We start from the raw sequence: 17,858 nt of genomic DNA, 5'->3' as shown, positions 1-17,858 counted from the left end.
GCTGGCTGGCCCGGGCCGGGCCCGGCAAAGTCCGCTCCATCGAACCGCCACACCGGAGAACGCCATGGAACTCACCCCGATCGTCGCCGTGCACATGACCGCCGCCATTGCCGCCATCGTGACCGGCCCCGTCGCCCTGTGGGCCCGCAAGGGCCGCACCCAGCGCCCGCGCCTGCACCGCGCCTTTGGCTACGCCTGGGTCACGCTGATGGTCATGACCGCCGTCACCGCGATCTTCATCAGCGGCAAGCAGTTGCCCCACATCGCCGGCTTCGGCCCCATCCACATCCTGATTCCCGTCACGCTGGGCGCGCTGGTGATGGCCTTCTGGTTCCTGTTCAAGGGCAACATCGAAGGCCACCGCAAGACCATGCAGCGCCTGTACATCGGCGCCTGCGTGGTGGCCGGCGGCTTCACCCTGCTGCCCAGCCGCTACCTCGGCCACCTGCTCTGGTCCTCAGTCGGCCTGGCCTGAACCCGGCAGCCCCCTTTTTCCTGATTCCTTCTGACCTGACCCTTTCAAGGAGAACCCCATGTTGATCCAGCTCATCACCCAACACCCGCAAGCCATCGAACAAATCCTCGGCAACACCCCCAGGTGGGTCTGGGGCCTGCTGGCCGCCCTGCTCTGGCTGGGCTTGAGCCAGGCGCTGCCGCGCACCGTGGGCCTGCGCCGCGTCACCGTCATGCCACTGGCCATGACCGCGTTTTCGATCTATGGCCTCTTCACCGCGTTTGGCACGTCGGGCTGGCTGGTCCAGACGGTGGCCGTCTGGCTGCTGGCCGCCGCTGTGGTGCTGGCCCTGGCCTGGGGCATTGGCGCCCCCGCGGGCAGCCGCTACGACCCGGCCACGCGCCGCTTTGACCTGCCCGGCAGCTGGGTGCCGCTGCTGCTGATCGTCGGCATCTTCATGACCAAGTACATCGTGGGCGTGGAACTGGCCCTGCAGCCCGCCCTGGTGCGCGACACCACCTTCACCCTCAGCGTGGCCGCCCTTTACGGCGTGTTCAGCGGCCTGTTCGTGGCCCGCGCCTCCCGCCTGTGGCGCCTGGCGCTGCGGGCCCACAACCCCGGCGATGCGCTGCACGCCGCCGCCTGAGCCATCCCCCCTTCATTCGCTTGACCCTGAAAGGAACCACCATGAACGCCACCACCCCCCTGAACGACCAGCAGATCGAACGCATGGCCCGCAAGCGCGCTGGCATGCGCATGGGCTGGCTGATCCACGCCATCGTGTTCGTCGCCGTCAACCTGCTGCTGGCCGGCTTGTCGGCCGCCAGTGGCCGCGCCTGGGCGATCTACCCGTTCCTGGGCTGGGGCCTGGGCCTGGCCATCCACGGCGCCGTGGTGCTGCTGGCCATGCCCGGTGCCGGCCTGTATGAACGCCTGCTCCAGCAGGAACGCGACCGCCTGTCCTCGCGCGACGCCTGGTAAGACAGGGAGCACGCCATGGCATTGATTGTTTTCGGGCGCCGCGTCCCCACCCGCCTGCTGCTGGCCAGCGCCCTCATCAAACTGGCCGCCACGGCTGCCACCCTTGCCTTCATGGCATTGCCCGCCAGGCAGGCACAGGCACAGTCCGTGGCACCTCAGTCTGCCCTTGCCATGGGCATGACCGAGATGCCAGGGCAGGACGGCAAGGGCGTGGTGACGGTGTTCTATCCCACGTCCGGCGCCCAGGCGCCTGTCCAGCGTTTTCGCTTCACCTTCAACGCGGCGCTGGACGCCGCGCCGCAACGCGGCAACGGCCGCCTGGTGGTGGTCTCGCACGGCACGGGCGGCGCGCCCTGGGTCCACACCGATCTGGCGCGCGCGCTGGTGCAAGCCGGCTACGTGGTGGCCATGCCCGAGCACAGGGGCGACAACAACAAGGACGACAGCGACACGGGGCCCGAGAGCTACAAGCGCCGCCCCGGCGAGGTGTCGCGCGCCATTGACGTCGTGGCGGCCGACGCGCGCTTTGCGCCCTTGCTGGCGCTGGACAAGGTCGGCATGTATGGCTTTTCCGCGGGCGGCCACACGGCACTCAGCCTGGCCGGCGGGCGCTGGTCGCCGGCCCGCTTTCTGGCGCACTGCGAGGCGCACCTGGGTGAGGACTTTGCGTCCTGCGTTGGCATCGCCCTGCGCCTGACCGGCGGCCCGCTGGACGGCCTGAAGAAGTCCATGGCGCTCGGCGTGCTGCGCCAGCGCTTTTCAGATGCCACCTGGTACACCCACGAAGACCCGCGCATCAAGGCCATCGTGGCCGCCGCGCCGGCCGCCATGGACTTTGACGCCAGTTCGCTGGCCACGCCGCATGTGCCGCTGGGCCTGATCACCCTGGGGCAGGACAAATGGCTGACGCCGCAGTTTCACAGCGGCGCCATCCTTGCGGCCTGCAAGACCTGCACCGTGGTGGCCGACCTGCCCACCGCAGGCCACGGCGCCATGCTCTCGCCCCCGCCGCCCATGAACCTCCTGCCGTCCAACCTGGTTGAACTGCTGCAGGACCCGCCCGGCTTTGACCGCGCCCAGTTGCCCGAGGTCAACCGCAAGGTGGTCGGGTTTCTCAGCAGCCAGCTTCTGCCATGACAACAACGCCCACCATGAAACACCTCCTTCCAACCACCGCAGCACTGCTGCTGGCCCTGGCCACCAGCGTCGCCCAGGCCGGCATGGGCCTCACCCAGCTGCCCGGCCTGGACCACGATGGCCCGGTCACCGTGTACTACCCCTCCAGCGCGCCCGACCAGCCCGTCAAGCGGGGCCCCTTCACGCTGAACGTGGCCCCCGATGGCGACGCGGTGCGCGGCAACGGCCGGTTGGTGGTCATCACCCATGGCTCGGGCGGCGCGCCCTGGGTCCATGCCGACCTGGCCCGCGCGCTGGTGGGTGCGGGCTTTGTGGTGGCCCTGCCCGAGCACCGCGGCGACAACTACAAGGACCATTCCACGCCCGGCCCCGAGAGCTGGAAGCAGCGCCCCGCCGAGGTCTCGCGCGCGATTGACGCCATGGGCCAAAGCCGCCAGTTCGGCCCGCTGCTCGCGCTGGACAAGGTGGGCGTGTTTGGTGGCTCGGCCGGCGGCCACACGGCGCTGAGCCTGGCCGGCGGGCGCTGGTCGCCCGCGCTGTTCAAGCAGCACTGCGACGCCCACATTGCCGAGGACTTTTCGTCCTGCGTGGGCTTCATCACGCGGCTGCGCGGCAACTTTCTGGACGGCATCAAGAAGAGCGTGGCGCTGGGCGTGATCCGCCAGCGTTTTGACGACCCCACCTGGTACACCCACAACGACCCGCGCATCCAGGCCGCTGTGGCCAGCGTGCCCTTTGCGGCCGACTTTGACATGGCCTCGCTGGCCACACCGCGCATTCCGCTGGGCCTGGTGATCGCCGACCAGGACCTCAACCAGGTGCCGCGCTTTCACATCGGCGCGGTGCGCGCCGCCTGCACCACCTGCGAGGTGATCGCCGAATTTGCCAACGGCGGCCACGGTGTGATGCTGTCCCCGCTGCCGCCGTTCAAGCCCGGTAGCATCGAAGACGAGCTGATGGGCGACCCGCCCGGCTTTGACCGTGGCCAGCTCCCTGCGGTGGACCGCAAGCTGGCTGACTTTTTCCGCAAACACCTGTTGCCATGAAGGAGCCCCCCATGAACCTGCCACAACCCAGAACCCTGCTCATGGTTGCATCGGGTGCTGTGGCCCTGGTGGCCCTGGCTTTTGCCGCCGCCATCACCTTTGGCGGCCCGGCGCCCATTGCCCCGCTGGCCAGCATCAACGCGCCGTTTGCCAAGGTGGACTTTTCCAACGTGCCGGCCCCCAGCCACTACACCGCGCGCGACGGCACCGCCATGGCCTGGCTGCACTACCCCGCCACTGGCGTGGCAACGGGCGCGGCCAGTGCGCGCCGCGTGGTGCTGGTGCACGGCTCGTCGTCGCGCGCCCGCTCGCTGCATGTGCTGGCCCAGGCCCTGGCCGCCGCGGGGCTGGACGTGGCCGCGCTGGACATGCGCGGCCATGGCGACTCCGGCCCGCGCGGGCAGGCCGCCTACATCGGGCAACTGGAAGACGACGTGGAAGACTTCATGCGCGCCGTGCCGCACACCGGGCCCAGCACCCTGCTGGGCTTTTCATCGGGCGGCGGCTTCGTGCTGCGCTTTGCGGGCGGCGCCCGGCAAGACCTGTTTGACCGCTACGTGCTGCTCTCGCCCTTCCTGCATTACAGCGCGCCCACCAACCGGCCCGCGAGCGGCTGGGCGTCGGTGGGCCTGCCGCGGCTGGTCGCGCTGATGCTGCTCAACCGCGCCGGCGTCACCACCTGGAACGACCTGCCCGTGCTGCGCTTTGGCCTGAACGACGTGGCCCGCGCATCGCTCACCCCGAGCTACAGCTTCACCCTGATGGCCAACTTTGGCCCGCACCAGGACTACCTGGGCGACATCCGCAACGCCCGCCGGCCCATGCAACTGGTGGCGGGCCGCGCCGACGAGCTGTTTGACGCCACCCGGTTCGCCGCCGTGTTTGAAGACGCCGGCCGCCCGGTGCCCGTCACGCTGGTGGACGGCGTGAACCACATGGGCCTCACGCTGGACGCCGCCGCGGTGCAGGCCGTGGCCCGGATCTGCACCGGCCCCGCCGCCCCCTGACCTGGCCCCCTGACCTAGAATTGTTGGCACATGACCGCTCCGCTCTCCCCTGAAGAAATCGACAAGATCGCCCGCCGCCGCGCGGGCGCCAAGATGGGCTGGTACCTGCACGCCACCGTGTATGTGCTGGTCAACCTGGTGATTTTTGCCATGTCGCGCTACGCCTTTGGCAACCGGCCGTGGTCGGTGTTTCCGCTGCTGGGCTGGGGCCTGGGCCTGGTGCTTCACGGGGTGTCGGTGTTTGTGCTGGGCAAGGGCAGCGGGCTGCGTGAGCGCATGGTGCAGAAGGAGCGCGAGCGCCTGCTGCGCGAGCAAAACCGGCGCTAAGCGGCCACCATGCCCATCGACTGGATCGCCAAGCTGCGCCACTTCCTGCAGGTGCTGGCGTTTTCGCTGGCCATTGCCACGCTGCAGTACGCCTTTTCGCCCGACCGGCCCTATGCGCCGCCCGTGGTGTATTCGCTGCTGATTGGCAGCATCACCTGGGCCGTGATTGACCTGGGGCGCGACTTTTTCCCCTCGGCGGCAGAAACCGGCTGGCCGCACGGCGTTGCGGGGCTGCTGCTGGTGGCGGCCGGCATCTTGGCGGGCTACCTGGGCGGCACCACGCTGGCTGACGCGCTGTGCCAGTACTTTCACTTCTACCCCCCCGGCAGCACCCCGCCGCCCGACAACCTGCGCACCTCCATCCTCATCACCGTGCTGGCCGGCATTGCGGGCAGCTACTACTTCTACAACCTGAACAAGGGCGCCTACCTGGAGCGCAAGATGGCCGAGGCGCGCCAGCATGCCAACGAGGCGCGGCTGAAGGTGCTGGAGACCCAGCTGGAGCCGCACATGCTGTTCAACACGCTGGCCAACCTGCGCGTGCTGATCGGCACCGACACGCAGCGCGCCCAGCAGATGCTGGACCACATGATTGCCTACCTGCGCGCCACGCTCAGCGCCTCGCGCGCCAGCACGCACCCGCTGCAGGCCGAGTTTGACCGGCTGCGCGACTACCTGGAGCTCATGAGCATCCGCATGGGCCCGCGCCTGAGCTACCAGCTGGATCTGCCCGACGCGCTGGCCGCCCAGCCCGTGCCGCCGCTGCTGCTGCAGCCGCTGGTGGAAAACGCCATCAAGCACGGCCTGGAACCCAAGGTGGAAGGCGGGCGCGTGAGCGTCAGTGCCCGGCTGGAGGGCGCCGAGCTGGTGCTCGAGGTGGCCGACACCGGCGTGGGCCTGGAAGCCGCCGCGCCTGGCGACACCGAGCGCGCCAGCCCCGGCTTTGGCGTGGCCCAGGTGCGCGAACGCCTGGCCACCAGCTACGGCGCTGAATCCGCTATTGAATTGGTAGCAGCCAATGGCGGCGGATCAACGGCTACCGTGCGTTTTCCCTCCAAACCATGAACGCCAGCGCGCTGATTGCCGAAGACGAACCCCTGCTGGCCCAGGCGCTGGCCGCCGAGCTGGCGCGCGCCTGGCCGCAGCTTCACATCGCGGCCACCGTGGGCGACGGCGCCGCCGCCGTGCGCGAGGCGCTGGCGCTCACGCCCGATGTGCTGTTCTTTGACATCCGCATGCCCGGCATGAGCGGCATTGACGCCGCCGTGGAGCTGGCCGACGAGTGGGACTCGGCGGCCAAGCCCTTTCCGGCGCTGGTGTTTGTGACCGCCTACGACCAGTACGCGGTGCAGGCCTTTGAAGCCCAGGCCGTGGACTATGTGCTCAAGCCCGTGCAGGCCGCGCGCCTGCAGAAAACCGTGGCCAAGCTGCAGCAGGCACTGGCCCAGCGCCAGCAGCAGGCGCCCGACTTTGAGGCCACGCTGGGCCAGCTGCGCCACCTGCTGGGCGCGGCCGCCGTGCCGGGCGGCAGCCCCTCGGCGGCAGCGGCCAGCGGCCCGCTCAAGGTCATCCAGGCCAGCGTGGGCAGCAGCATCCGCATGGTGCCGGTGGACGAGGTGCTCTACTTCGAGGCCGCCGACAAATACGTGCGCGTGCTCACCGAGGCGCACGAGTATTTGATCCGCACGCCGCTCAAGGAGCTGCTGCCCCAGCTGGACGCCCAGGCCTTCTGGCAGGTGCACCGCGGCACCGTGGTGCGGGCAGGCGCCATTGACACCGTCACGCGCGACGAAGCCGGCAAGCTGCATCTGGCCCTGCGCGGGCGGCCCGAGAAGCTGCCGGTGAGCCGCCTGTACGCGCACCAGTTCCGGGCCATGTAACGCAGCGCCAGGGGTCGGCATCGGCGTGCAACAGCGCCGGCACCTCGCTGCGGCCAATGCCCAGGTCGGCCAGCTCGCGGTCCGACATGCCGCGCAGTTCGGCATCGCCCAGCCGCTGGTGCGCCCGCGCGCCGCCCAGCCAGTTCCATATCCAGTTCATCAGCGCCATCTGCTTGCTCCTTTGAAGACAGGCGTTGATGGTGGCCGCTACACTCACATTTGAAAAGTTGAGATTTCTGATCTTATTTATCAGAATAGCTGATGCGTGAACTGAACCTGGACCAGCTGCGCACGCTGGTCGCCATCACCGACCTGGGCACCTTCTCGGCCGCCGCGCAGGCCCTGCACCTGGCCCAGCCCACGGTGAGCCTGCACGTGAGCGAGCTGGAGTCGCGCCTGGGCACGCCGCTGCTGGTGCGCGGCAACCGGCGCGTGGTGCCCACCTCGGCCGGCGCGGTGCTGGTGGAGCGGGCGCGGCGCCTGCTGCGCGACGCCGACGACGCCATCGACACCGTGGCCCGCCACGTGCAGGGCGGCGTGGGCCGCGTGCGCCTGGGCACCACCACGGGCCTGCTGGTGCACCTGCTGCCCCAGGTGCTGGAGGCCATGGCGCAAGACCACCCGGGCATTGACGTTGAGGTGAACATCATCGGCACCAGCGACGGCATTGCGCGGCTGGGCCAGGGCACGCTCGACGTGGGCCTGGTGGCCGCCACCGGGCCGCTGGCCGACATGGTGGTCACGCCCTGGCGGCGCGACCCCATCGTGGCCTACCTGCCCGCCAGCTGGCGCGCGCCCAAGCGCATCACGCCCCAGTGGCTGGCGGCCAAGCCGCTGATCTTCAGCGACGCCAGCACCCAGCTGTACCGCCAGGCCATGGAATGGTTTGCGCGGGCCGGCCTGTCGCCGCGCGCGCGCATCGAGCTCAACTACACCGAGGCCATCAAGAGCCTGGTGGGCGCGGGCTATGGCGCGGCCGTGCTGCCACGGGAGCACCCGGACCAGCCCCTGCCGCCCGCCCTGCAGACCGTGCCGCTGAGCCCGGCGCTGGTGCGCCACACCGCCGTGGTGCACCGCCCGCTGCCCGCGCTGGACGGGGCCACGCGCAACCTGCTGGCCACGCTGGCCCGCTTCCGCCAGAGCTGAACCGGGCTGCCCTGAAACGGGTTTTGAATCTGTCGCGGCGCGGCGTGCGTAAAGGGGGTGGCGCCGCCCGGTGCCAACAACTCAAACCACGGAACGTATTCAGGAGTCACCACCATGATCATTCGCACCGCACTGGCTGTTGCAGCCGCAAGCCTGCTCGGCGCCTGCGCCAGCAGCCCCATGATGAAGCCGTTTGACCAGTCGGCCCTGCCGCCGGCCGTGCAGGTGCCGGCAGGCCACAAGGTGTTCTGGGAAACCGTGGGCGTGGGAGACATCACCTACGAATGCCGCGCCAAGGCCAACGCCGCCGGCCAGTTTGAATGGGTCTTTGCCGGCCCCGACGCCAGGCTCAACGCCCACAACGGCAAGCAAGTGGGCAAGTACTACGGCCCGCCGGCCACCTGGGAGGGCATGGACGGCGTCAAGGTCACGGGCAAGCAGCTGGCCGTGGCCCCCGGCGGCTCGGGCAACATCCCGATGCAGCTGGTGCAGGCCAACGCCGCTTCGGGCAACGGCACGCTCACCGGCACCACCTACATCCAGCGCGTGAACACCCAGGGCGGCGTGGCCCCGGCTGACACCTGCGGCGCGGGCAACACCGGCGCCAAACAGATCGTGAAGTACCAGGCCGGCTACATCTTCTGGCGCGCCGCCTGAGGCGCCCGCCGCCCTTCGACCCCCAACCCTCCAGGGTGAACCGCCGGCACCGGGGCCAGATGCCCCAAAACCGGATTCAAAAGGCCCGCAGGCCCTGCTTGCGGGCCTTTTTTTGCACCAGCATGGCGCATCAGTCTGGCTAATAAGTAATGAGTGCTCATTAATTTCAGTGAAACCCCGTAGACGCTTTGGCAAGTGAATGTTTACATTGCGTTACACCCAAACACCCCCTGGAGCACACCATGCACACCCCTACCCGTCGCCATGCCGTCACAAGCGTTCTGGCCCTTGGCGTTGTTGCCGCCGCCGGCCTGCTGGCCGGCTGTGACAACGTCCCCTCCACCATCAAGATCGGCGTGGCGCAGCCCATGTCGGGCAACCTGGCCGCGCTGGGCCAGGACATGTTCAACGGCGTGAAGCTTGCCGTGGACGAGCTCAACAAGGACGGCTTCAAGATCAAGGGCAAGCCCGTCAAGATCGAGATCGTGGCCGTGGACGACCGCGCCAGCTCCACCACCGGCAAGGAAGTGGCGCAGCAGCTGATCGACGCCGGCGTGGTTGCCGTGATCGGCCACCTGAACTCCGGCGTGAGCATCGACACCGCCCCCCTGTATGCCGGCAAGCACATTGCGCAGCTGGCCATCTCCACCAACCCCAAGTACACCGAGCTGGGCTTTGACACCACCTTCCGCCTGGTGGCCAACGACACCCTGCAGGCCAAGGCCATCGGCTCGTTTGCCGGCAGCCAGCTCAAGGGCAGCAAGTTTGCCGTGGTGGACGACGGCACGCCCTACGGCAAGGGCCTGGCTGACGGCGCCGCCGCCCAGCTCAAGAAAGCCAACAAGACCATTGCGCTGCGCCAGAGCTTTGACGACAAGACCACCGCCTTTGACGAGCTGGCCGGCAAGCTCAAGGAAGGCGGCGTGGAAGCCATCGTCTCCACCCTGAACGACTTCCAGGTGCTGGCCCTGATCGACGCGCTGAAAAAGGTTGACTACACCACCGTGAGCCTGCTGGGCGGCGACACCATCAAGACCACCGCCATGCTCAAGGGCGCCGGCGTGCTGCAAGGCGGCCTGTATGCCACCTCGCCCATCCTGGACGCCAGGGAATTCCCGTCGGGCGCCAAGTTCCTCGACTCGTACCGCGCCGCCTTCAAGGTGGACCCGGCCTACGGCGGCCACTACAGCTACGACGCCATGTATGTGCTGGCCGGCGCCATCAAGCGCGCCGAGTCGGCCAAGCCCGAAGCCATCACCAGCGCGCTGCACACCATTGACGGCTACGCACCCGTGACCGGCTCCATGAAGTTCGACGCCAAGGGCGAGCAGCGCTACGGCGTGATCAGCGTCTACGCCACCCGCAACGGGGGCTGGGAGTCGCAGCTGAGGTCTGACGCCTGGTAAAGGCAGCGTCCTACAGGGCCGGGAGCGGGCCGGGGTTCTACTAGCCCCATGTTGACGAGCAGATTTCAGGTTTTGCGCACGCTGGGCTATTCGGCGTTGTACACGGTGGCGATGGTCACCGGTACGGCCGCGCTGATGGCAGCCTTGATGGGCACTGGCGAGGCACCCGGGGCGCGGGTGGAGCAGGTGGCGGCACGAGCGGCCAACTGCACACCCGCCCCCGGTGCCGCGCGCAATTACGACGAAGCTGGCTACGTTTACCTGTGCCCTCCCGCGTGAGGGCCAGGTCACCAGGCATCACCCCGACTCCTCTCTGAGTCCCCTCCCTCCATCGGGGTGAGTCAGTCCGGTCCTCCGTCCCGAGACTGACATATTGACCCGCAGGCTTCAAAACCTGCGGGTCTTTTTTTGGCTGCGCCGGTTGGATCAGCGCCGGTGGCCGTGGCCGCCGCCATGGCCGTTGCCGTGCCCGCCATGGCCATGACCGTGCCCGGGCCGCCACGCGGGGCCGTACACCGGGCCGTAATACGGGCCGGGGTAGCCCACGTTGAACACCGGCGCCGGGCGCAGGTAGATGGGTGGCGGCCGCACATACACCGGAGCCGGCTGCACGTAATAGCTCTGCGGGTAGGTCACCACCGAGGGCGGCACATAAATGGGCTGGGCCGGCACGTACACCGGCGCGGGCTGCACATACACCGGGCGCGCATTGGTGGCGCCAATCGTCACGCCCGGCGCGGCATGCACGCCCACCGACCAGTACACATCCCCCGCGCGGGCCGGCGCGGCCGCCAGCGTTGCCAGGGCAGCCACCGCAGCCGCGGCCCCCAGAAAGACAGAACGCTTGAGCATCATCAGATCTCCTTGTGGCGGGGCAAACAGCACCCCATGCCCTCATTAAACGCAGGCGTGGCGGTGACGACTACCACCTGCACAGTCAAACCCGTAGCCGGAAGTAACGCCCGCGGCGCGCCCAAACAGGGCCGCCCCTAAAATGAGCCTATATGAACGCCCCCGCCGATAAAGAAGCCCTAAAACCCAGCAATTTCCTGCGCCAGGTCATTGAACGCGACCTGGAGCAACAGACCTACGCGCACCGACAGTGGGGCGGCAGCCCCGGCGACGCCGCCCACCACCAGCAGGGCCAGCCCGACCCGGCCAGGATCCGCACCCGCTTCCCGCCCGAGCCCAACGGCTACCTGCACGTGGGCCACGCCAAGAGCATCTGCCTGAACTTTGGGCTGGCGCGCGACTACGGCGGCGTGTGCCACCTGCGCTTTGACGACACCAACCCTGAGAAGGAAGACACCGAGTACGTCAACAGCATCATCGACTCGGTGCGCTGGCTGGGCTACGACTGGGCCCAGCCCGGCAACGACCAGCCCTACCAGGCCAGCGACTACTTTGACTTCATGTACCGCGCCGCGGAATACCTGATTGAAGCCGGCCTGGCCTATGTGGACGAGCAGACGCCCGAGCAGATGCGCGCCAACCGCGGCGACTTTGGCAAGCCCGGCGTGGACAGCCCCTTCCGCAGCCGCAGCATTGACGAGAACCTGCAGCGGTTTAGAGAAATGCGCGACGGCAAGCTGCCCGACGGCGCCGCCGTGCTGCGCGCCAAAATCAACATGGCCAGCCCCAACATCAACATGCGGGACCCGGCCATCTACCGCATCCGCCGCGCCACGCACCACAACACCGGCGACAAGTGGTGCATCTACCCCATGTACACCTACGCGCACCCCATTGAGGACGCGCTGGAAAACATCACCCACAGCATCTGCACCCTGGAGTTTGAAGACCAGCGCCCGTTTTATGACTGGCTGCTGGACCGCCTGGCCGAAGGCGGCCTGGTCAACAAGCCCCACCCGCGCCAGTATGAATTTGCGCGGCTCAACCTCACCTATGTGATCACCAGCAAGCGCAAGCTCAAGCAGCTGGTGGACGAAGGCCATGTGAGCGGCTGGGACGACCCGCGCATGCCCACCATCGTGGGCCTGCGCCGGCGCGGCTACACGCCTGAAAGCCTGCAACTGTTTGCCGAGCGCATTGGCGTGACCAAGAGCGACAGCTGGATCGACTACAGCACGCTCGAAGGCTGCCTGCGTGAAGACCTGGACGCCAAGGCCCCGCGCGCCATGGCCGTGCTGGACCCGCTCAAGCTCGTCATCACCAACTGGGACGAACTGCATGGCGCCGGCACACTGGATGCCTGCAGCGCCCCCGTGCACCCCCACCAGCCCGAGCTGGGCCGCCGCGAGTTCAAGTTTGGCAAAGAGCTGTGGATTGAAAAGACCGACTACGAAGAAGTGCCGCCCAAGGGCTACAACCGCTTGTACCCCGGCAACAAGGTGCGCCTGAAGTACGGCCACGTCATCACCTGCACCGGCGCAACGAAAGATGCGAACGGCCACGTGACCGAAGTGCAGGCCGAGCTGGTGCCCGACACCAAGAGCGGCACGCCGGGCAGCGACGCCATCAAGGTCAAGGGCGTCATCACCTGGGTGGCCGCCGCCGACGCCGTGCCCGCCGAAGTGCGCCTGTATGACCGCCTGTTTGCCGTGCCCCAGCCCGACACTGGCGACAAGGATTTTCTGGAAGAGCTGAACCCCGACAGCCTCAAGACCGTGACGGCGTATGTGGAGCCGTCACTGGCCAAGGCCAAGGCCGATGAGAAGTTTCAGTTTGAGCGGCATGGGTATTTTGTGGCGGACAGCAAAGACCATGGTTCTCATCAGATTGGAGGAGAGGGTAAGCCCGTGTTCAACCGGGTGGCGGGGATGAAGGATAGTTGGGGGAAGTAAGCCCGAAAATGGCAATTTTGGAGAATTTTCTTCAGAAATTGGCGCATTCACATCGAATTCCGTATGATTTGATCAAATCTTCGAGAATTTTCCGATGCTAATCTCATTTTCTGTAGAGAACTTCAAATGTTTTCAGGGTGCTTCAACGCTATCGCTTGAGGCTGCTTCTTTCGATCAGCATTCGAACCACATCTTCTCAACTGGAGTTGAGAAATACAAACTGAATTTGTTGCGATTCGCCGCAATTTATGGAGCAAATGCATCAGGCAAAACAAAGTTCATTGACGCTCTTACTTCATTACGTCGAATCGTCGTCGCTTCACGCGGACCCAACTTACATTTGCCGCTCACTCCTTTTCTCCTTGGCAAGGAAAAAGGCAAGTCCACTCGATTTCAAATTCAGTTTGTCTCCAATGAAATCGCATATGAGTATGGGCTTGTGGCCAACAGTGAGGAGATCCTTGAGGAATGGCTCACACAGCTAAGAGGCAAAAACAAGGTACTCTGCTTCGAACGTGCATCGGGAAAAGAAGATGTCCGAGTCAGCATCGGAAGTGGTTTCGCAAATAAGGGCTCAAAAGAGTACAAGAAACTTGAACTGATATCGGAACTTGTTTCGCCCAATCAAACGTTTCTCCGAAAAGCTTGGGAGAACAAATCCCGCCCCGCCGCTGCTGCCTATCATTGGTTTAGTAATGTTCTGACAATCATCGGTGCAGATTCCAGTTTCCATTCGCTGGAAATAATGGCAGGAAGCGATGAGGATTTCTCCCAATTTTTGAGTGAAGCACTGAGTGCGGCGGGTACCGGGATCTCATCTGTTCGATCTCAAGGCATTCCCATCGACTTAGAGTCACGCTTAAGCGGGTTTGCAGAGGCCCGTCGCCAGCGGATGATGGACGATCTTGAAAACAACAAATCTATAGTCTTGATCAGCGCGAGAGGAGCCATAACTAAACTAAGAAAAGACGAAAGTGGGAACGTAGTTCAATATGCGCTCAAAGCAAAGCATACGAGTGCAGAAGATACAGAGGCCGAGTTTGACTTCGAAGATGAATCGCATGGCACACAAAGGCTCATGCATTTACTCCCGATGGTGTATCAGGCGTCATTCAAGCAACGTGTTTTCTGTGTGGATGAATTAGATCGAAAGCTGCACCCACTATTGACCAGGAAGTTTCTGTGCGACTTCGACCTAGCCGCTAAAAATTCCAACTCTCAGTTAGTGTTTACCACACACGATACTAATGTGCTTGACCAAGATATGCTGCGGCGTGACGAAATATGGTTCGTAGAGAAAAACCTGCGTCTTGGATCTTCGGAACTTTATCCACTTACTGATTTTGATGTTCGCTCCGACCTAAAGCTCGAAAAGGGATACTTACAGGGGCGATTCGGAGCAATTCCATTTTTTGGTGATTTCAATTGCGCTCAACCCGCACGCAAAAATGAAGATGCCGCTGACTAGTCGTACCCAAACGATTCAAACAGGTCGGCGTGCACCGTTTCGAGACGCGCGCTTGTTCGTTGTCGCTACTGAAGGCAGTGTGACCGAACCTCATTACTTCACGCTCTTCTCCAAAAGAGACTCCGAATTTTTCAATCCTCGCGTCAAGCGTATTGACGTGCTTCCATCAATCAATGGAAATAGCGCTCCCAAGCATGTACTCAACAATTTAAAAAATTACCGCGACCAGCACGAGCTAGCCCCAGACGATCAGCTTTGGCTAGTCGTCGACGTTGACAGATGGGGCAGTTCGCTCTCAAGCATTGTTCGACAAGTTCAGCAATGCGGTTTCCATTCCGCAATAAGCAACCCAAGCTTTGAGGTATGGTTACTGTGCCATCACGGACCGGTAACCGCGACAACGAAACTCCAAATCAAGGAGCAAGTCGCTCAAAATTGTGGGAACACAAAAAAGCCATTTGACCTCTTGCCATATACGTTGAATGTCAACGACGCCATCGGTCATGCGAAGGCGAGGTGCAAGGTTGATGATCCAACTCAGATTCGCAGGTGGCCGAAAATTGGCGGGACGCACGTTTATCGGTTAATTGAGATGCTAATTCCTAAATGAGCATCCGCCCGTGTGTGACTCAACCATCTTAGAAGGCAAAGGCAGCTTTGACAAGATGACGACCGCATTCGCAGTGAGCTTGAGGATGAATCCAAGTCAAGCGCCTCATGAGCAGAGGCGCATCCGTCGAGCAGGCTTTGGGCTGCAAGTTGCGGATCTGCCACTCGCCTCACTGTAGCAACAGATCGCGCGATGGCTGATGGATCACGCCCAAGCATTCATTTAGATCTTGATCGATTGCGCCTAATTGCGCGCCGCGGCAGAAAGCGAGCTGCTTGGTTCTTGGCCTTAGCCGTCAATGGCATGAACGGCCCCCAGCCTCCGAGCCATCTCCTTGACCATTCGATGGTGACAGACGAGTCACTTTCATGGCCCATTCAGCTTGTGCCGTCAGACCCGAGCCCAGAACAGGAAGAGCTATGGCGACAGGCCTATGTAGCCTAGACTGGGGGGAATTGCCTCAGAGATTTGCTCGAGCACTACTGCCTCATGTTGGACGAGGCGCATGACATAGCTTGCATTGTCGCGATGAAGATGGAAGACGTGACTGATGATGAGGCACAGAGGCGCCGGAGGATGGTGCAATCGGCCACCGGCGTCAGGCCAAAACTACGATTTATGTCTGAGTGGTACGGAATCTCAAGTGATCAGGGCTTTAGGGCCGATGACTTGTACAAAGTAAGAAACATCTTGAGCCACAACTTCGGCGTCGTCCAAGAAAAACATGCAGTTGATGGGAAGCTGCAGCTTCGATGGCTCGGGATCGAAGGTTGGGCCAGAGGAGTGCAGAATAACGAGTCTCTTCCGTTGAAAAAGCTGCTGGGCACTGCGACGAAGGAAGACATGATGATCGAGATGCGGCAAGTCGAGCGAGCGAGATCTTTCAACGTCGGAGAGCAATTGGACTTGAGACCTTTGGATTTTTCGGAAATCTTCTACTCAGCCGCTGTTGTTAGTGCGCGTAGTTTTCTTGAAGCCGTCGCAGACTACATACGTGGCCACGGAATTCCGGTTACGGAGATCAGGAATGCCGAAGAGTCTTAGGCATGGCCAAGCATTTTCGCTCGCCTGTTGACCCGCAAGCACATCCCGCGCGCCTCCCCAGCCCTTTTCGGCCCGCAACCCGCATGGAAACTGCTTGAGCGCCCCGGCGCCGTGGTACCCTCGCGCCCCCATGAAACTGCCCAAGCCACCTCTCGCCCACACACTCTACATGCCGTCGGATGAGGAAGTGCACTCCGGCGTGCTGGGGCGCAATCTTCGCGAGTTCAACTACCGCTTTGCCGGCGAGTACCCGCAGGTGCAGATGGTGCGGTTCAACGCGCGCGACGCACAGGGCGAGCTGTTGGGCGGCATCCGCGGCTTCGTCAGCATGTTCTGGCTGCGGGTGGAACTGCTCTGGGTGGCCGAAGCCGCGCGCGGCCAGGGCGTGGGCTCAGCGCTACTGACGCGGGCCGAACAGCAAGGCCGCGATATGGGCGCCGTGGGCGTGGTGCTTGAGACCTTCGACTGGCAGGCTCCGGGCTTCTACCGCAAGCTGGGCTATGCCAAGTCAGGGCGCATCGAGCGCTGGGTGGGTGAACACACCCTGTGGACGATGACGAAGCGTTTCTCCGCCTGAGCAGCGCTAAGCCCGCGATACGATGCGGCCATGAGCCCCACGCCCCTCGCCGTGTCCGCCCGCGAATTCAAAACCCCGCAGGCCTTCGACCGCTGGCTGGCAACCCACCACGCCAGCGAGGCCGAGGTCTGGATCAAGCTGCACAAGGTGGGCTCGGGTCTCCCGTCCATCACGCCCAAGGAGGCGATCGACGTGGTGCTGTGCTGGGGCTGGATCGACGCGGTGCGCCGGGCCTTTGACGACAAGAGCTATCTGCAGCGCTACACGCCGCGCGGCAAACGCAGCATCTGGAGCAAGATCAACGTGGCCAATGTGGCGCGGCTCGAGGCCGAAGGCCGCATGAAGCCGCCCGGCCTGGCGCAGGTTGAGCTGGCCAGGGCCGACGGCCGCTGGGACCAGGCCTATGGCGGCAGCAAGGAGATGGAAATCCCCGCCGACCTGGTGGCCGCGCTCAAGGGCCACCGCAAGGCCTTGCAGACGCTGGCCGGGCTCAGCGCGCAGAACCGCTTCGCCATCGCCTTCCGCCTGCACAACATGAAGACCGAGGCGGGGCGCGCGCGCAAGCTGGCCGCGTTTGTGCAGATGCTCAAGAGCGGCGAAACGATTTATCCGCAGAAGCCGAAGGCCTGATCGCGCTATCGCGTGCCCCGACAAGCCGGGTACGTCGAATAACCCCAGAACTGCCCGCCCGCCACTCGAAGAAGGGGAACCGCGAATTGGAGACTCCAAACCGCACCGTTATAGTGGCGTTTATTCGTTTCCAACCTCTGGAGTGCCCATGTCCCAAGCCGCTGAAGCATTGACCGCCCAAGCCGCCAAGCTCCCCCCCGAAGAGCGCATGGAAGTGGTTGAGCGCATTTTGGACAGCCTCGACCAACCCGACGCCGCGCTGGACGCGCTGTGGGCCAAGGAGGCCGACGACAGGCTGGCCGCCTATCGGCGCGGTGAAATCAAGGCCGTGGCCTTGTCCGACGTGATTGCCAAATACCAGGTCAACACCAAGCCCGCATGAGCATCCGCTTGCTGGAGCCGGCACAGGCCGAGCTTGACGAAGCAATTTCCTGGTACGCAGAGCAGGCACCTGGCTTGGGTGATGCCTTCCTGATCGAGACGCTCAAAACCATCCAGCTCATAGAACAGTTTCCCAAGGCTTGGCATCCGTTGACGCCACAAATTCGCCGCTGCCGCTTGCGGCGCTTCCCTTACAGCGTGATCTACGCACAAGACGGCTCCGATCTATTGGTTCTGGCCGTTGCCCACCAGCACCGCAAACCCGACTATTGGCGCAACAGGCTGAACTGACCACCAGGCGTC

At 64.4% G+C, this 17,858-nt stretch carries 23 protein-coding genes; 21 read left to right on the top strand and 2 right to left on the bottom strand.

Going from position 1 to position 17,858, the window contains the following annotated elements; all coding sequences use genetic code 11:
* The first annotated feature begins 64 nt into the window (after positions 1-64).
* The 9 genes from KF796_08890 (at position 65) to KF796_08850 (ending at position 6,832) form a co-directional block, all read left to right on the top strand.
* Positions 65-475, top strand: coding sequence for a DUF2306 domain-containing protein (locus tag KF796_08890; protein MBX3586750.1), 411 nt, complete (start codon positions 65-67; stop codon positions 473-475).
* Between the two features lie 58 nt (positions 476-533).
* A complete protein-coding gene (locus KF796_08885; protein MBX3586749.1) occupies positions 534-1,100 on the top strand; it encodes a hypothetical protein in 567 nt (188 codons plus the stop codon).
* A gap of 41 nt (positions 1,101-1,141) precedes the next feature.
* Positions 1,142-1,435 (top strand): 2TM domain-containing protein, encoded by a 294-nt coding sequence (locus tag KF796_08880; protein ID MBX3586748.1) that lies wholly within the window; start codon positions 1,142-1,144, stop codon positions 1,433-1,435.
* Positions 1,436-1,546: 111 nt separating this feature from the next.
* A complete protein-coding gene (locus tag KF796_08875) occupies positions 1,547-2,572 on the top strand; it encodes a dienelactone hydrolase family protein (protein MBX3586747.1) in 1,026 nt (341 codons plus the stop codon).
* Positions 2,573-2,586: 14 nt separating this feature from the next.
* Positions 2,587-3,618 (top strand): dienelactone hydrolase, encoded by a 1,032-nt coding sequence (locus tag KF796_08870; GenBank protein ID MBX3586746.1) that lies wholly within the window; start codon positions 2,587-2,589, stop codon positions 3,616-3,618.
* 11 nt (positions 3,619-3,629) lie between these two features.
* On the top strand, positions 3,630-4,625 hold the full coding sequence (locus KF796_08865) for an alpha/beta hydrolase (protein MBX3586745.1): 996 nt from the start codon (positions 3,630-3,632) through the stop codon (positions 4,623-4,625).
* Between the two features lie 30 nt (positions 4,626-4,655).
* Positions 4,656-4,952: a 2TM domain-containing protein gene (locus tag KF796_08860; protein ID MBX3586744.1), complete on the top strand. Its 297-nt coding sequence runs from the start codon at positions 4,656-4,658 to the stop codon at positions 4,950-4,952.
* A gap of 9 nt (positions 4,953-4,961) precedes the next feature.
* Positions 4,962-6,017, top strand: a complete 1,056-nt coding sequence (locus tag KF796_08855) for a histidine kinase (protein MBX3586743.1) — start codon at positions 4,962-4,964, stop codon at positions 6,015-6,017.
* Complete coding sequence (locus tag KF796_08850) at positions 6,014-6,832, top strand: response regulator transcription factor (GenBank protein ID MBX3586742.1); 819 nt, start codon at positions 6,014-6,016, stop codon at positions 6,830-6,832. The genes KF796_08855 and KF796_08850 overlap by 4 nt, the downstream gene beginning before the upstream one ends.
* Here the strand turns inward: KF796_08850 and KF796_08845 are convergent.
* Positions 6,732-7,001 (bottom strand): DUF1127 domain-containing protein, encoded by a 270-nt coding sequence (locus tag KF796_08845; protein MBX3586741.1) that lies wholly within the window; start codon positions 6,999-7,001, stop codon positions 6,732-6,734. The two genes, KF796_08850 and KF796_08845, sit on opposite strands and share 101 nt — an antisense overlap.
* A 92-nt stretch (positions 7,002-7,093) precedes the next feature.
* On the opposite strand from KF796_08845, the gene KF796_08840 reads away from it, so the two are divergent.
* The 4 genes from KF796_08840 (at position 7,094) to KF796_08825 (ending at position 10,320) form a co-directional block, all read left to right on the top strand.
* Positions 7,094-7,978 (top strand): LysR family transcriptional regulator, encoded by an 885-nt coding sequence (locus KF796_08840; GenBank protein ID MBX3586740.1) that lies wholly within the window; start codon positions 7,094-7,096, stop codon positions 7,976-7,978.
* A 114-nt stretch (positions 7,979-8,092) separates the two neighbouring features.
* A complete protein-coding gene (locus tag KF796_08835; GenBank protein ID MBX3586739.1) occupies positions 8,093-8,635 on the top strand; it encodes a DUF3455 domain-containing protein in 543 nt (180 codons plus the stop codon).
* 242 nt (positions 8,636-8,877) lie between these two features.
* Entirely contained in the window at positions 8,878-10,041 is a 1,164-nt protein-coding gene (locus KF796_08830; GenBank protein ID MBX3586738.1) for a branched-chain amino acid ABC transporter substrate-binding protein, read from the top strand.
* 48 nt (positions 10,042-10,089) lie between these two features.
* Positions 10,090-10,320, top strand: coding sequence for a hypothetical protein (locus KF796_08825; GenBank protein ID MBX3586737.1), 231 nt, complete (start codon positions 10,090-10,092; stop codon positions 10,318-10,320).
* 147 nt (positions 10,321-10,467) lie between these two features.
* On the opposite strand, the gene KF796_08820 is transcribed toward KF796_08825, so the two are convergent.
* Positions 10,468-10,896 carry a hypothetical protein gene (locus KF796_08820; protein ID MBX3586736.1) on the bottom strand — a complete coding sequence of 143 codons (429 nt, stop codon included), beginning with the start codon at positions 10,894-10,896 and terminating at the stop codon, positions 10,468-10,470.
* 149 nt (positions 10,897-11,045) lie between these two features.
* Here KF796_08820 and KF796_08815 point away from each other — a divergent pair, with 149 nt between their 5' ends.
* The 8 genes from KF796_08815 (at position 11,046) to KF796_08780 (ending at position 17,846) form a co-directional block, all read left to right on the top strand.
* Positions 11,046-12,845: a glutamine--tRNA ligase/YqeY domain fusion protein gene (locus KF796_08815; protein MBX3586735.1), complete on the top strand. Its 1,800-nt coding sequence runs from the start codon at positions 11,046-11,048 to the stop codon at positions 12,843-12,845.
* A 94-nt stretch (positions 12,846-12,939) separates the two neighbouring features.
* Entirely contained in the window at positions 12,940-14,313 is a 1,374-nt protein-coding gene (locus KF796_08810; protein ID MBX3586734.1) for an ATP-binding protein, read from the top strand.
* Complete coding sequence (locus tag KF796_08805) at positions 14,294-14,923, top strand: RloB domain-containing protein (GenBank protein ID MBX3586733.1); 630 nt, start codon at positions 14,294-14,296, stop codon at positions 14,921-14,923. The genes KF796_08810 and KF796_08805 overlap by 20 nt, the downstream gene beginning before the upstream one ends.
* A gap of 528 nt (positions 14,924-15,451) precedes the next feature.
* Positions 15,452-15,967 carry a hypothetical protein gene (locus KF796_08800; protein MBX3586732.1) on the top strand — a complete coding sequence of 172 codons (516 nt, stop codon included), beginning with the start codon at positions 15,452-15,454 and terminating at the stop codon, positions 15,965-15,967.
* Positions 15,968-16,097: 130 nt separating this feature from the next.
* The gene (locus tag KF796_08795) at positions 16,098-16,544 is read left to right on the top strand and encodes a GNAT family N-acetyltransferase (protein MBX3586731.1); all 447 of its coding nucleotides are present in this window, start codon (positions 16,098-16,100) and stop codon (positions 16,542-16,544) included.
* A 30-nt stretch (positions 16,545-16,574) separates the two neighbouring features.
* Positions 16,575-17,174 carry a YdeI/OmpD-associated family protein gene (locus tag KF796_08790; GenBank protein MBX3586730.1) on the top strand — a complete coding sequence of 200 codons (600 nt, stop codon included), beginning with the start codon at positions 16,575-16,577 and terminating at the stop codon, positions 17,172-17,174.
* A 148-nt stretch (positions 17,175-17,322) separates the two neighbouring features.
* The gene (locus KF796_08785) at positions 17,323-17,556 is read left to right on the top strand and encodes an addiction module protein (protein MBX3586729.1); all 234 of its coding nucleotides are present in this window, start codon (positions 17,323-17,325) and stop codon (positions 17,554-17,556) included.
* Positions 17,553-17,846, top strand: a complete 294-nt coding sequence (locus KF796_08780) for a type II toxin-antitoxin system RelE/ParE family toxin (protein MBX3586728.1) — start codon at positions 17,553-17,555, stop codon at positions 17,844-17,846. The genes KF796_08785 and KF796_08780 overlap by 4 nt, the downstream gene beginning before the upstream one ends.
* The last annotated feature ends 12 nt before the right edge of the window (positions 17,847-17,858 follow it).

The sequence above is a fragment of the Ramlibacter sp. genome, from assembly GCA_019635435.1.
Taxonomy (GTDB): Bacteria; Pseudomonadota; Gammaproteobacteria; order Burkholderiales; family Burkholderiaceae_C; genus JAHBZM01.
The sequence above is the reverse complement of the archived record's forward strand: the minus strand, read 5'-3'. Positions and strand labels throughout refer to the sequence as shown.